A 13,080-nucleotide genomic window follows, 5' to 3' on the forward strand; every position below is an offset into this window, starting at 1 on the left:
TCAGCGGGTGAAGGCGTCGCTGAGTCTGATGGCGTCCGCGCACACGTCGTCCAGCAGCTTTTCCGCGTTCGGGTCGCCCTTGTACGCCTTGCTGTTCGTGGTGAAATCGCCCTCCACGATGACGACCGCTGTTCCCTCACTTTTCACGAAATAGCCATCATTGGCACTCAGCGAAGCCAGTCCGGGGACAGCGACGAGTTTGCCGCGGACCACATCGTTGACATTGCCGGTGTTCGACCGCTCGGAGAGGTCGCGGAGCGCCTGCGCGTCCGCCGCGGAGCGCATTTCGACCCTGGCCACGGACACCAGGATGTCTTTGTTCTCCACGGTCGTCTGGTAAAGCCCCCTGGTCAGCGACGCGCAGGGCGTCTGCTGGAAGAACGCCTGCACCTGGTTGTACGAGTGCGCGACGCAGTCGGTGTCCGTGCGCGGGCCGGGCAGGCCCTCGTGCGGGGTGAACTGGTACCGGCCGGAGGACGCGCTCGTGTTCGGGCCCGTGGGCTGGCTGGGCGAGGAAACGTCGCCGCCGTCGTCCTGGATGTGGTTCCACACCAGCCCGGCGACCACCCCGACCGCGACCAGACCGGCGATCCGCAGCGCCCAGACCAGCCCGGGACGCCGTTCCAATGCCGTCGGCTGCTCGTCGCCGCTGGTGAACGGGAGCGGGTCCGGCCTCGGCGGCCCACCGGTGACCCGCGGAATCCAGGTCGTTTCATCCGCATCGCTCTCGCGCCCTGGTCGCGGCGGCTGCACTGGATGATGTGGGGACGACATGCCGGCTACGATAAACCCCGGACCACCCGTTCGGGTCCGTCGCCCTGTGATCTTGGCCGGTGCCTCTCAGCAACCGCGACCGCCCCCGAAAAGCCCATTCTCCGCCGCCCCAAAGCCCCCACCACAAAACCCACCCGCCCTGGGGGACCATCCCTGAACCAGACTATCGCCGCAGGTCAGTGCGGGGAAGAGAACGCGGCGCGCCGGTGGATGACTCCGCCCCGCGAATCAGCGGCGATCCCTCGTGATGGCGCGGACCGCATCCGCCACGTCTTCCTCGGTGTTGTAGATGTGGCAGGCGAGCCGGGCGCGGCCCGCGCGAACCGCGCAGCGGATGCCCGCGGCCGCGAGGCGGTCGGCTGCGCCGGGCAGGTCCAGGGACACGATGGCCGACCCTCGCGGCGGCAGGTCCAGGCGGGCGAGCAGGTCGTCGGCCAAGCCGACGCAGTGCCGGTGGACGGCCGCGCGGTCGAGGCTCGCCAGCCAGGGCAGGGCGGCCGCCGCGCCCACGTGCGCGAGCCAGACCGGGGCCAGGTCGTAGGCGCGCGCGTCCGCGGCGAGGCGCAGCGGGAGGTCGTAGACGGTGTCCCACGGGTCTTCGCCCGCGTACCAGTTGGCGGCGACGGGGTGGGTCCACTCGGCGGCGTCCGGGCGGATCGCGAGCCAGGCCGCGCCGCGCGGGGACAGCAGCCACTTGTAGCCAGCGCCGACGACCCAGTCCGCCCACCCGAGGTCCAGCGGCAGCCAGCCGACGGCCTGGGTGGCGTCGAGCAGGACCCGGGCCCCGCACGCGCGCAGCGCGGCCAGGTCGGCGATCGCACCACCGGCCGACTGCACGATGCTGACCACGGCCAAGTCGAACTCCCCGGCGCGCTCAGCCAGGTCGGCGTGGTCGACCTCGGTGACGGTCACGCCACGACCGGCCTGCGCGGCGAACGGGAACGTGGCGCTGGTGAACTCGCCGCGCGCGACCACCACCCGGGTGCCGTCCGGCACGCCCGCCGCGACCATGCCCACCTGCTGCGACACGCTCGCGCCGATGGCGACCCGCCCGGGGTCGACGCCGACCAGACCCGCCCACGCCGCCCGGGACACCGCGACGGACTCGTCGAATCCCGGCGCGCTGTCCGCGCCGGAGCGCCACCGGGCGACGGACTCGGCGACGGCGTCGGCCACCCGCGCGGGCGGGATGCCGATGCTCGCGGTGTTGAGGTAGCCGGGCGGCACGTCGAACTGCTCTCCGAAGGCGGTGCGCACGCCCCGACCTTACGGTGGGAGCCGTGCACAGCGTGGAGATCGAAATCCGCACCGGCGACCGCGAGGTCGTCCACGACCTGACCGACCGCTGCCAGCGGTTCCTGTCCGACGCCGGGGCCGTGGACGGCCTGCTCCACCTCTGGGTGCCGCACGCGACGGCGGGCATCGCGATCATCGAGACCGGCGCGGGCAGCGACGACGACCTGCTGGCCGCCCTGGCGCACCTGCTCCCGCCCGACTTCCGCTGGCGGCACCGGCACGGGACTCCCGGGCACGGCCGCGACCACGTGCTCCCGGCGCTGGTCCCGCCGTACGCGAGCGTCCCGGTGCTGGGCGGGAGCATGGCCCTGGGCACCTGGCAGTCGATCTGCCTGGTCGACACGAACGTCGACAACCCGGTGCGCAAGGTCCGCTTGAGCTACCTCACCGGCTGACCGCCGACTCCGGCTCGCGAACCGGCCGCGCGGTCTCCGGGCGCGGCGGGACGAGCAGGACCGCGAGACCCGCGACCGCGAGCGCGCCGAGGACGACCAGCCCGAGGGCGACGTCCGGGGCGGAACCGGCGCCTTGGATGAGGCTGCGCAGGCCTTCGGTCGCGAAGCGGAACGGGGTCCACGACCAGAGCAGCGCCCGGTAGGCCGGGTCGAGCATCTCCGGGATCTGGCCCGCGACGGCTGGGGCGATGAGGTAGAGCGGCCCGAGGACCGCCATCGCGCGCACGCCGAGCAGGCGCAGCAGCGCGCCCTGCAGGGCGCTGAAGGCGACCGCCACGAGCAGCAGGTACCCAAGGACCGGCACGGTCAGCGGCAGGTCCGCGTCCCAGAGGGCGAGCAGGCCCGCCACCGCGGCGACGCCCGCGACGCTGACCCCCGCGACCAGCCCGATTCGGTGGGCGGGCCGCGGCGCCCCATCGATCCGCTTGCCGAGCAACAGCAGGCCTATACCGGCGACCAGGCCGCCGACCCAGAGCAGGACCGTCGCGGCGAGCGGGGCGACGCGGCCCGCGGGGCTCGCCGGGTGCAGCGTGACCGTGCGGACCTCGCCGCCGACGGCCTGCGCGGCGGCGGTCAGGATCGGCTGGGCGACCTGCGCGCCCTGGGGGTTGACCGCGCCGGACAGCACGACGGTCGCGCCCGGCCCGCCCGGCGTCGGGGCGAGTTCGAGGATTCCGTAGACGTCCTTGTCGGCCAGCGCCCGCCGCGCCGAGTCAGGGCTCTCGACCCGCCAGGCCACCGCGTCGCCGCCGTGCCTCGCGATCCGCTCAGCCGCGGGCCGCAGCGCGTCGGGGGCGGAGACCGCGAGCGGGACGGCGTCGGGGCGGGCGCTGGCCTGGACGCCGAAGGTCAGCAGGCCGAGGACGGCCGCGACCACCGCGCCCGCGACCGATAACGCCACCACCAGGGCGGCTGGGCGGCCGGGACTGTGCGTGGACATGTCGAACTCCTTGTTCATCATGTGTTGAATTAGGTCGGCCAGCGTAAGCTGGTCCGACCGTCGGGTCAACGCTTGGTGAATTGATCCCACGCAGGGTCACCGGGATGTCACGACGACTGCATTACCGTGCTCACTGTGCGAAACCAGCGGGCTGCCGTCACCGCGGCCGCGCTCGTGCTCGCCGCGACCGTGATCGCCGGGTTCCTGCTGCTCGGGTCCGGCGGCGACGAGTCGGGCGAGGCGACCGCGACCGCCGTCGCGCCGACCAGCACCCGCGCGGCGTCCCCGCGGCCGCCGCGCAACCCGGGCTGGCAGGTCATCGACGACCCAGCGGCCGGACTGCGCTACGAGGTGCCGCCCGACTGGTCGCTCGCCCCGGACACCGAGTCGCTGGAGTCCTCCAGCGGCGTCGAGTTGGGCCACCTCGCCGACTTCGGCGTCTACCTGTGCCAGGGCGCGGAGTACGGCCGCGCGTTCAGCGGCAGCGGCGTCGTCCCCGGCGCGGTCGACCCGGCCGAGGCCGCCGCCGAACTCGCCGCTGCCATCGCCGCCGACCAGTACAGCGACGGCAGCCAGACCGCCCGGGTCACCCTGTCGCGGGCCACGCCGCTGGTGCGCGACGGCGCGCGCGGCGCCCTGGTGCGCGCCGAGGCCGAGGCGACCGCCGACGACGTCGCCGACCGGTGCGCCAGCACGAAGGGCGAGATCACCGTGGTGGCGCTGGCGACCGAGGCGGGCGCCGCTGTCGTCGTGCTCGGCGCGGACGTCGAGCCGGGCGCGGACTCCGCCGCCCCGACCGTCGCGGTGGAGCAGTTGCGCGCGGTGACCGACAGCGTCCGTTTGCGCCGTTAAGACCGACCGGATAGCGGGCGGCCAGCCGGGTGAGAGCCGAGCCTGCGTGTCGGCGTCCCGTGCCACCATGGCCGGATGACCCACACGGCTCCGACCACCCTCCTGCTCTGGGACATCGACCTGACCCTCGTCGACTACAGCGGCACCGGCCGCGCCTGGTACGGCCGGGCGCTGTCGCGGGTGCTGGGCATCGAACTGGCCCACCTGCCGGTGTTCCCGGGCCGCACGGAGCGGTCGATCGCGGTGGAGATGCTGGAGGCGCACGGGGTCGAGTGGACCGAGGACCACGTCGAGCGGATCTTCGCCGAACTCGTCGCGGTCGCCACCGCGGCCAGACCGGACCTGCCCACCCTCGGCCGCGCGCTGCCCGGCGCGGCGGAGATCCTGGCCGCCGTCGCCACCCGCCCGGCCGTGGTGCAGTCGCTGGTCACCGGCAACCTGCCGGAGGTCGCTGACTGCAAACTCGCCCCGTTCGGCCTCGACCGGCACCTCGACCTGGAGATCGGCGGCTACGGCTCGCTCTCCATCGACCGGCACGAGCTGGTGGCCGCCGCGACGCAGGCGGCCGAGCGCAAATACCGAACCCGGTTCCCGCCCGAGTCGGTCGTGGTCGTCGGCGACACCCCGCACGACATCGCCGCCGCCCGACACCTCGGCGCCGTCGGCGTCGGCGTCGCCACCGGCAGGCACTCGATGGCGGAACTGGCCGCGTCCGGCGCCCGGGTGGTGCTGCCCGACCTGTCCGACACCGCCGCGGCGCTCGACGCGATCCTGGGCTGCGCGGGTTCGAGCGACAAGGTCAAACAGGACCAACTACCGTCTGGGGCATGAGCGAGCTTGCGAGCGAATCATTGGGTCGCCGAACTGGTGAGGTGGTCCGATGAGCACTCCCGGTGGTCCGTACTGGCAGGAGCAGCACCCGCAGTACCAAGTGGACCCGCTCACCGGACAGCCGGTGTCCCAACAGCCGCAGCAGACCGGCTTCCAGGGCGGCGGTTACCAGGGTTTCGGCATGTACCCGCAGCGGCAGCCCGAACCGCCCAAGCCGAACCGGACGCCACTGATCGTCACGCTGGTCGTGGTCGTCGTGGTGGCGATCGGCGCGGTCACCACCCTGCTGCTGGTGAACCGCGACAGCGACGACCCCGCGCCGGTCGCGGCTCCGTCCAGCTCGGCCGAGAAGACGACCGCGGACCGCCCCACGGCGACGCGCAAGCCGGTCACGAGCAGCCCGAGGCCCACGACGTCGACCACCCCGACCGATGTCAGCCAAATCAAGGTCGACCCGGTGATCTCCGGCTGGCAGGGCGTTCTGTCCCCTAAGGAAGGCGTCGCCTACGACGTCCCCAAGGACTGGGAAGTCGAGAAGCCGAGCGTCATCGTCGGGTTCGACGACAACGAGGGCAAGCCGACCGCGGTCATGCACGGCGTGTCGACCTACAAGCCCGAGGCGTGCGCCGATGTGAAGGGGTCCTACCGCGGCCACGTCGGGTTCGTCAGCGCGGGCACCGCGGAGCCGGAACGGGCCGCGCGCAACGGCGCGAAGCTGTTCGCCGACGCCGCCGCGCTCAACGCGGACGGCTCGAAGGCCCCGGTCACGGTCACCGATCCGGTCCCGGCCAAGGTCGACCATGGCAAGATCGACGCGGTGTCCGCGACGGCGACGCTGACGGTCAACCAGCCCGGCGAGTGTTCGTCCCCGACAGTCCTGTTCACCACTGTCGCGTTCAAGAACGGCGCGAACACGGTGCTGTTCATGATGTACATGGACCAGGGCACGCCGGACGCGCTGCCCGCCGACATCGCCGCGCAGGTCGTGTCGAGCATCCGGCCGCACAAGGACTGACCGACTCGCGGTGGTCGCGCTCACGAGCGCGACCACCGCCGGTCCGCTTCAGCCGCGGACGAGTCCCACCACGTGCGCCACGACCTCGTCCACGGCGATCTCGGCGCGCTCGCCGGTCGCGCGGTCCTTGACCTCGACCAGGCCGTTGGCCAAGCCCCGCCCGACCACGACGATGGTCGGGACGCCGATCAGCTCGGCGTCCTTGAACTTCACGCCGGGGGACGCAGTGCGGTCGTCCAACAGCACCGACAGGCCAGCAGCGTCGAACTCGGCGGCCAGCTTCTCGCCGCCCGCGCGCAGCGCGTCGTCCTTGCCCGCCACGACCAGGTGGATGTCGGCGGGCGCGACCGCGCGCGGCCAGACGATGCCCAGCTCGTCGTGGCTCTGCTCCACGATGACCGCGGCCAGGCGGGACACGCCGATGCCGTAGGAGCCCATGGTGATCCGGACCGGCTTCGAGTCCGGGCCAAGGGCGTCGAGGGCGAACGCGTCGGCGTACTTGCGGCCGAGCTGGAAGATGTGCCCGATCTCGATGCCGCGCGCGGCGACCAGGGTGCCCTGGCCGTCCGGCGCGGGGTCGCCCGCGCGCACCTCGGCGGCCTCGATCGTGCCGTCCGGGGTGAAGTCGCGGCCCGCGACGAGGTCCACCACGTGGTGGTCGACCTTGTCCGCCCCGGTGACCCAGGCGGTGCCGGTGACCACCCGCGGGTCGACCAGGTAGCGCACGCCGTTGTCGAGCAGCGCGCGCGGGCCGATGTACCCCTTGACCAGGAACGGGTTCTTCGCGAAGTCGGCCTCGTCCAGGATCGCGACCTCGGCGGGCTCCAGCGACGCCTCCAGCCGCTTCATGTCGACCTCGCGGTCGCCGGGCAGGCCGACGGCCAGCAGCTCCCACTCCGTCGCACCCGGCTGGCGGATCTTGAGCAGCACGTTCTTGAGCGTGTCGGCCGCGGTGAACTCCCGGCCCAGGCCCGCCCGGTTGAGGAAGTCGACCAGGGTGGCGATGGTGGGCGTGTCCGGGGTGTGGTGCACCTGCGCCTCGGGCAGGCCCTCCAGTGCCCGCGCGGGCGGCGCGGGGGTGACCACGGCCTCCACGTTGGCCGCGTAGTCCGACCCGGTGCTGCGCACGAACGTGTCCTCGCCCGTGGCCGCCTCGGCCAGGAACTCCTCCGACGCCGAGCCGCCCATCGCGCCCGAGGTGGCGGCCACGATCACGTACTTGAGGCCGAGCCGGTCGAAGATCCGGATGTAGGTCTCGCGGTGCTTGCGGTAGCTCTCGGACAGGCCCTCGTCGTCGAGGTCGAACGAGTACGAGTCCTTCATCAGGAACTCGCGGCCGCGCAGGATGCCCGCGCGCGGGCGCGCCTCGTCGCGGTACTTGGTCTGGACCTGGTAGAGCACGACCGGGTAGTCCTTGTACGAGGTGTACTCGCCCTTCACCGTCAGGGTGAACAGCTCCTCGTGGGTGGGGCCGAGCAGGTAGTCGGCGCCCTTGCGGTCCTTGAGGCGGAACAGGTTGGGGCCGTACTCGGTCCACCGGTTCGTCGCCTCGTAGGGCTCGCGGGGCAGCAGGGCGGGGAACTGGATCTCCTGCCCGCCCATCGCGTCCATCTCCTCGCGGACGACCTGCTCGATCTTGCGCAGCACGCGCAGGCCGAGCGGGAGCCAGGTGTAGCCGCCCGGAGCGACTCGGCGGACGTACCCGGCGCGCACCAGCAGCTTGTGGCTGGGCACCTCGGCGTCCGCCGGGTCCTCGCGCAGGGTGCGCAGGAACAGCGACGACATCCTGGTGATCACGGTGTAGCTCCTCGCGGATGGCTGGTTCTAGACCAGAGTCTGTGGTTGCGAACCACGTGCCCGTAGAGGGTAGTGACCGGCGTCGCGCCTGCGCATCCGGGTTAGATGGCGCCGCCCGCCGCGGGTTCGACCACGCGGGCCTCGGTGACGATGGCGGTGACCAGGTCGGCCGGGGTCACGTCGAAGGCGTAGTTCAGCGCGCCCGTCCCCTCCGGCGCGGTGCGGGCGCCGCCGAACCCGGTGACCTCGTCGGCGGCGCGGATCTCGATCGGGATCGCCGCGCCGGACGGGGTGGCCAGGTCGACGGTCGACTCGGGCGCGGCCACGACGAACGGGATGCCCGCGCGCGCCGCGGCCAGCGCCAGCGGATAGGTGCCGATCTTGTTGACCACGTCGCCGTTGGCCGCGATGCGGTCTGCGCCGACCACGACCGCGTGCACCAGCCCGTTGGCGATCACCGACGGGCCTGCCGAATCCACGACCAGGGTGTGCGCGACGCCGAGCCGGGCCAGCTCCCACGCGGTGATCCGCGCGCCTTGCAGCAGCGGCCGGGTCTCGTCGGCGTAGACGTGCCCGAGGGCGTCGCGTTCATGCAGCGCGCGGAGAACGCCGAGCGCGGTCCCCCACTCGACGCAGGCGAGCGCCCCCGCGTTGCAATGGGTGTGGGCGTTGATCGGGCCGGGCACGCGAGCCTGCAGCCAGTCGGCGCCGCGGTGGCCGAGGGCGCGGTTGAGCCGGACGTCGTCTTCGAGCACGGTCACCGCCTCCGCGACGACGGCCGCGGCCCCGTGGTCGAGCAGTGCCAGCACCCGGTCGACCCCCCAGGCGAGGTTGACCGCCGTCGGCCGCGCCGCCCTGACCCGGGCGGCGAGCGCCCGGACCTCGGCCGGGTCCGATGTGGACAGCGCGGCCAGCGCGACCCCCAGCGCCCCGGCCACACCGAGCGCTGGCGCGCCCCGCACGGCCAGCCGCCGGATCGCGTCGACCAGATCGTCGACGGTGTGCAGGTGCAGGGAGACGAGGACGTCAGGGAGCCGGGTCTGGTCGATGATGACGACGTGGTCGTCCCGCCAGTCGATGGTGCGCACCCGCCCATCCTGGCCGAAACTGTCGGTGGGCGGGGCTAGCGTCGCCGCCATGACGATCGGCATCGGCGGTGTGACCATCGACTGCGAGAATCCGCGGGCGCTCGCGGAGTTCTGGACCAAGGCGCTCGGCTACGAGGTGGTCGCCGACTACGAGGGCGAGTTCCTGTTCCTCGGCCTGCCCGGCATGACCTTCGGCGATTCCCTGTATGTGGGCTTGCAACGCGTGCCGGAGAAGCGATTAGGCAAGAACCGGGTCCACCTGGACTTCCACACCGAGGACCGCCCCGCCGAGGTCGCCCGCCTTGTCGCCCTGGGCGCGGCCGAACTCGACGTGCAGACGATCCCCGGCCTGACCTGGACCGTCCTCGCCGACCCGGAGGGCAACGAGTTCTGCGTGGGCTCGTCCAACGGCTGAGCCGCGACCCGCTTCCCCGGACGCGGCTCCCGGGACCGCCGCCGCCCGCGGCGGTCCCACCCCCACCTGTCCTGTCTCACAGGCAACTTACTGACACCCTGCCAACCACCCACCAGGAGCCAGCCACCAGCTAACCCACAATTTCACTGAAACCGCACGGTTGCGGGGGCTTGTCCGGCGGTCGAGGACGCGCCTCGGGTGCCGCCCTGTCCCGACCGGGCGACGTCGGGCCGACTGCCAGCGGCTTAGCCCTCTGACCTACTCCCGATCGCCGTGTCGCACACCCTGCCAGCGGACGGCCGCCTGATCATCCGGACGGCCGCTCCCCCACGCACGGCACGAACCGGTGGCCGTTCGCAGGCTTGGCGGGTTCCGGTTGGTCGTCGCGCGTCCCGGTGTCACCCGGTTCCCTCGACCGGAAGCAGGTAAGCCGTCCACTTCTTGACCATCCGGTAGCCCACGCGTTCGTAGACCCGGTAAGCGCCCGTGGGGTTGTCGGCGTCGACGGCGAGGCCGGAGGTGGCGAAGCCCGCCGCGCGGGCGTCGTGGAGGACCCTGGTCAGGAGGGCGGCCGCCGCGCCCTTGCCGCGCCAGTCGCGGTGGGTGCCGACGTCGCCTATCCACAGGTCGCGGGGGTCGGCCGGGTACCGGTGGGCGAGGACGAACGCGGCCGGTTCCCCGGTCGCCGGGTCGCGGAGGTGGGCGCTGTGCTCGGAACTGAAGGTGGCGGCCCCGGTGTAGTGCGCCCGCCAGAACGCCGCGTCGACGTCGGCCGAGCCCCAGTGGTCGGCGAAGCTGTGGTCGCGCAGCCGCCGCCACCGCTCGTCGAACTCGGGGCTATAGCGCTCGTAGACCAGGCCGTCGGGCAAGGGTGGCAGGCTGGGCGCCGCAGTGAGGTCGACGCGCATGTCGTGGAACCAGCGCGAGGCGGAGAACCCGGCCTTGTCCAACAGGGCGGCGTGGCCCGCGTTGCCCTCGTACGCGACCGACTGCAATTCGAGGGAAAGGCCCGGGTACCGGGCGGTGTGCTGGGCACGGGCGATGTCGGTCATCCGGGCCACCAGTTCGCGGCCGAGGCCGCGCCCGCGATACCGGGGCGCCACGCCTGCGAGGAAGCGCACCCGGTTCACCGACACCGCGCCGGGCCAGATCCACAACAGCCCGTAAGCAGCCATCTCGTCGCCGTCGAACGCGGCCAGGCTGCCGGTGGCCGGGTCGAAGCCGGGGCTCTCGATGAACCGGGCGAACTCGGCGGCGTCGGCGTGGTCGCCGGTTCGGTCGACGGCGTCGGCCGCCGTCTTGAGCGCCACCCAGGCCGTCGCGTCACCCGCCGCCAGCGGGCGCCAAGTCAGAAGATCCACGTCACCCGACGGTAGTCACCCGACGCGGGCGGTTCGACCGGTTTTCTCTACGCTCGGCGGGTGCTCGTGCTGCTTCCCCCGTCGGAGACCAAGAGCGAGGGCGGCTCGGGCGCCGCGCTCGACCTGGCCGCGCTGTCGTTCCCCGAGTTGACCCCGGTGCGCGAGCGGATCGCCGCCGCGCTGGTCGACCTGGCCGCGGACGTGTCCGCGAGCCTGGCCGCGCTCGACCTGTCCGAGCGGCAGATCGACGAGGTCGAGCGCAACGCCGAACTGTGGCGCTCCCCCACCCGGCCCGCCGTCGAGCGCTACACCGGGGTCCTCTACGACGCGCTCGGCGTCGCCGGGTTCACCAAGGCGCAGCGGGCGCGCGCGGACAAGCGGCTGGCGGTGGCCTCGGCGCTGTTCGGCGTGGTCCGCGCAGGCGACCCGATCCCGGCCTACCGGCTCTCCGGCGGCACGGTGCTGCCCGCACTCGGCGGCCTGCGCGGCCTGTGGCGAACCGGCCTGGAGAAGACACTGTCCACTGTGGACGACCTGGTGGTCGACCTGCGGTCGGGCGCCTACGCCAACCTCGCCGCGATCCCGCACGCGGTCACCGTCCGGGTCGTGACCGAGGACGCCGGGGGCCGCCGCAAAGCCGTCAGCCACTTCAACAAGGCGCACAAGGGCAGGCTCGCCGCCGCCCTGGCGACCGCCCCGCGCGAGCCGGGGACGGTGCGCACGCTGATCTCGGTCGCCAAGGCCAACGGGATGCGGCTGGAGCCCACCGGCAAGCGCGCGCTGGACCTGGTCGTGGCGCCCTGATTAATTCGATTGCGCCCGGCTTGGCAGCCGGGCACGCTGATGCCCGAGTGCCGGTGGGAATGCCGGTGGACCTGAGGAGGTGCCCCGTGGTGATGACTGTCGTTGCGGCCGTGGCGCCGACCCGTCCACCCGCCTCACTCCGCTAGCTCGCGCGGTGGGGCCACCTTCTCGCTTCAAGGAGTCCCACCCAGTGCGCGAGCACAAGTTCGACCTCAGCACTTCCGACAGCACCTTCGACGACGACTCGTCCGACTACTCCGCTGCCGACGACTACGACCTGCCGCGCGGCCGGATGCGCCGCCGCCGGGCCGACGACGACCCGCAGCCGCAGCGGTCCGGGCGGCTCACCGAGGCTGAGCGCGTCCGCCTCGCCCGGGTCCGCGACGACGCCTACACCGCGGCCCAGGAACTGCCCGACGGCGCCGACCGCTGGTCCACCTGGGGCGACGCCGACCAGGGCCCGCACCCGCGCCCGTCCTGGCTGGTCACCGACCTGGCCGCGGCCGACACCGAGCTGGGCGTGCTCAAGACCGGCAAGGAAGCCGACGTGTTCGTCATCGAGCGCGCCGTGCCCGGCGGCGCGGGCTGTCTGCTGGCCGCCAAGCGTTACCGCGGCGGCGAACACCGCCTCTTCCACCGGGACGCGGGCTACCTGGAGGGCAGGCGGATGCGCCGGTCCCGGGAGACGCGGGCGATTGCCAACCGCAGTTCCTTCGGCCGCAACCTGATCGCCGAGCAGTGGGCGGTCGCGGAGTTCGCCGCGCTGTCGCGGCTGTGGACGATCGGCGCCCCGGTGCCCTACCCGGTCCAGCGCGACGGCACGGAGCTGCTGCTGGAGTTCCTCTGCGACGCCGAGCGGCACGGCGCGCCCCGGCTGGCCCAGGTCCGGCCGGAGCCCGACGAGCTGCGGGAGCTGTGGGAGCAGCTGGTCGCCGCGCTGGAGCTGTTCGCCATCGAGGGCCTGACCCACGGCGACCTGTCCGCATACAACACCCTCGTCCACGACGGCCACCTGATGCTGATCGACCTGCCGCAGGTGGTCGACCTGATCGCCAATCCGGCCGGGCGCGAGTTCCTGGCCCGCGACGTCGCCAACATCGCGGGCTGGTTCCGGGCCCGCGGCCTGCCCGAGGACGTGGCCGACCCCGGCGCGCTCACCGCGCACCTGTTGACCACAGCCGGATTGGACTGAACCGCTGGTGGGGGCGGTTTCGCGACCGCCCCCACCAGGCCAGAACGTGATACTGGTCCCGCGATGCGAGGTCCCAGGCCATGGTCGGGTACGATTAAGAAGCATCGTGAGCGGCGCGTGAGCCGTTCCCCGCCGGCGTCGCCCAAGGACATCGGATGGCTGCGGTGCCACACCCACCAAACGGCGTGCGAAACGCGCCGGGCTCGTCCGTGTGAATGCCTGCCGGCCTCCTGAGAAGAGGGCGGAGCCTCCCGAGACGT

Annotated in this window: 13 protein-coding genes; 7 read left to right on the plus strand and 6 right to left on the minus strand. The window is 72.8% G+C overall.

The genetic code is table 11. The features are described 5' to 3' along the window. The gene (locus BLS56_RS04785; protein ID WP_139190513.1) at window positions 1–774 is read right to left on the minus strand and encodes a hypothetical protein; all 774 of its coding nucleotides are present in this window, start codon (window positions 772–774) and stop codon (window positions 1–3) included. A gap of 228 nt (window positions 775–1,002) precedes the next feature. Then, the gene (locus tag BLS56_RS04790; protein ID WP_091448455.1) at window positions 1,003–2,031 is read right to left on the minus strand and encodes an aminotransferase class V-fold PLP-dependent enzyme; all 1,029 of its coding nucleotides are present in this window, start codon (window positions 2,029–2,031) and stop codon (window positions 1,003–1,005) included. 23 nt (window positions 2,032–2,054) lie between these two features. On the opposite strand from BLS56_RS04790, the gene BLS56_RS04795 reads away from it, so the two are divergent. Then, window positions 2,055–2,465, plus strand: coding sequence for a secondary thiamine-phosphate synthase enzyme YjbQ (locus BLS56_RS04795; RefSeq protein ID WP_091448457.1), 411 nt, complete (start codon window positions 2,055–2,057; stop codon window positions 2,463–2,465). Here BLS56_RS04795 and BLS56_RS04800 read toward each other — a convergent pair. Further along, window positions 2,455–3,465 carry a YhgE/Pip domain-containing protein gene (locus BLS56_RS04800; protein ID WP_091448807.1) on the minus strand — a complete coding sequence of 337 codons (1,011 nt, stop codon included), beginning with the start codon at window positions 3,463–3,465 and terminating at the stop codon, window positions 2,455–2,457. The two genes, BLS56_RS04795 and BLS56_RS04800, sit on opposite strands and share 11 nt — an antisense overlap. A gap of 135 nt (window positions 3,466–3,600) precedes the next feature. On the opposite strand from BLS56_RS04800, the gene BLS56_RS04805 reads away from it, so the two are divergent. The 3 genes from BLS56_RS04805 to BLS56_RS04815 all read left to right on the plus strand — a co-directional run bounded on the left by BLS56_RS04805 (window position 3,601) and on the right by BLS56_RS04815 (window position 6,163). Continuing rightward, window positions 3,601–4,317: a hypothetical protein gene (locus BLS56_RS04805; RefSeq protein WP_139190514.1), complete on the plus strand. Its 717-nt coding sequence runs from the start codon at window positions 3,601–3,603 to the stop codon at window positions 4,315–4,317. A 75-nt stretch (window positions 4,318–4,392) separates the two neighbouring features. After that, complete coding sequence (locus BLS56_RS04810; RefSeq protein WP_091448460.1) at window positions 4,393–5,148, plus strand: HAD family hydrolase; 756 nt, start codon at window positions 4,393–4,395, stop codon at window positions 5,146–5,148. 49 nt (window positions 5,149–5,197) lie between these two features. Next, on the plus strand, window positions 5,198–6,163 hold the full coding sequence (locus BLS56_RS04815) for a hypothetical protein (protein ID WP_139190515.1): 966 nt from the start codon (window positions 5,198–5,200) through the stop codon (window positions 6,161–6,163). Between the two features lie 48 nt (window positions 6,164–6,211). Here BLS56_RS04815 and BLS56_RS04820 read toward each other — a convergent pair whose 3' ends face one another. Both BLS56_RS04820 and mtnA read right to left on the minus strand, forming a co-directional pair. Next, the gene (locus BLS56_RS04820) at window positions 6,212–7,960 is read right to left on the minus strand and encodes a proline--tRNA ligase (RefSeq protein ID WP_091448464.1); all 1,749 of its coding nucleotides are present in this window, start codon (window positions 7,958–7,960) and stop codon (window positions 6,212–6,214) included. 101 nt (window positions 7,961–8,061) lie between these two features. Continuing rightward, window positions 8,062–9,099 (minus strand): S-methyl-5-thioribose-1-phosphate isomerase, encoded by a 1,038-nt coding sequence (gene mtnA / locus BLS56_RS04825; protein ID WP_091448808.1) that lies wholly within the window; start codon window positions 9,097–9,099, stop codon window positions 8,062–8,064. Here mtnA and BLS56_RS04830 point away from each other — a divergent pair. After that, window positions 9,098–9,463, plus strand: coding sequence for a VOC family protein (locus BLS56_RS04830; RefSeq protein ID WP_091448466.1), 366 nt, complete (start codon window positions 9,098–9,100; stop codon window positions 9,461–9,463). The genes mtnA and BLS56_RS04830 overlap by 2 nt on opposite strands. Window positions 9,464–9,861: 398 nt before the next feature. Here the strand turns inward: BLS56_RS04830 and BLS56_RS04835 are convergent, their stop codons facing one another. Further along, window positions 9,862–10,824: a GNAT family N-acetyltransferase gene (locus tag BLS56_RS04835; RefSeq protein WP_091448468.1), complete on the minus strand. Its 963-nt coding sequence runs from the start codon at window positions 10,822–10,824 to the stop codon at window positions 9,862–9,864. A gap of 60 nt (window positions 10,825–10,884) precedes the next feature. Between BLS56_RS04835 and yaaA the strand changes: the two genes are divergently transcribed. Both yaaA and BLS56_RS04845 read left to right on the plus strand, forming a co-directional pair. After that, window positions 10,885–11,628: a peroxide stress protein YaaA gene (yaaA, locus tag BLS56_RS04840; RefSeq protein ID WP_091448470.1), complete on the plus strand. Its 744-nt coding sequence runs from the start codon at window positions 10,885–10,887 to the stop codon at window positions 11,626–11,628. Between the two features lie 292 nt (window positions 11,629–11,920). After that, the gene (locus BLS56_RS04845; protein ID WP_091448809.1) at window positions 11,921–12,820 is read left to right on the plus strand and encodes a serine protein kinase RIO; all 900 of its coding nucleotides are present in this window, start codon (window positions 11,921–11,923) and stop codon (window positions 12,818–12,820) included. The last annotated feature ends 260 nt before the right edge of the window (window positions 12,821–13,080 follow it).

Source organism: Actinokineospora iranica (genome assembly GCF_900101685.1).
Lineage (GTDB): Bacteria > Actinomycetota > Actinomycetes > Mycobacteriales > Pseudonocardiaceae > Actinokineospora > Actinokineospora iranica.

Excerpts from the sequence above, each read along its gene's own strand:
- BLS56_RS04785 (WP_139190513.1), bottom strand. The coding sequence starts at position 774 with ATGTCGTCCCCACATCATCCAGTGCAGCCGCCGCGACCAGGGCGCGAG.
- BLS56_RS04800 (WP_091448807.1), bottom strand. The coding sequence starts at position 3,465 with ATGTCCACGCACAGTCCCGGCCGCCCAGCCGCCCTGGTGGTGGCGTTA.
- BLS56_RS04810 (WP_091448460.1), top strand. The coding sequence starts at position 4,393 with ATGACCCACACGGCTCCGACCACCCTCCTGCTCTGGGACATCGACCTG.
- BLS56_RS04815 (WP_139190515.1), top strand. The coding sequence starts at position 5,198 with ATGAGCACTCCCGGTGGTCCGTACTGGCAGGAGCAGCACCCGCAGTAC.
- BLS56_RS04830 (WP_091448466.1), top strand. The coding sequence starts at position 9,098 with ATGACGATCGGCATCGGCGGTGTGACCATCGACTGCGAGAATCCGCGG.
- mtnA (WP_091448808.1), bottom strand. The coding sequence starts at position 9,099 with ATGGCGGCGACGCTAGCCCCGCCCACCGACAGTTTCGGCCAGGATGGG.
- BLS56_RS04845 (WP_091448809.1), top strand. The coding sequence starts at position 11,921 with ATGCGCCGCCGCCGGGCCGACGACGACCCGCAGCCGCAGCGGTCCGGG.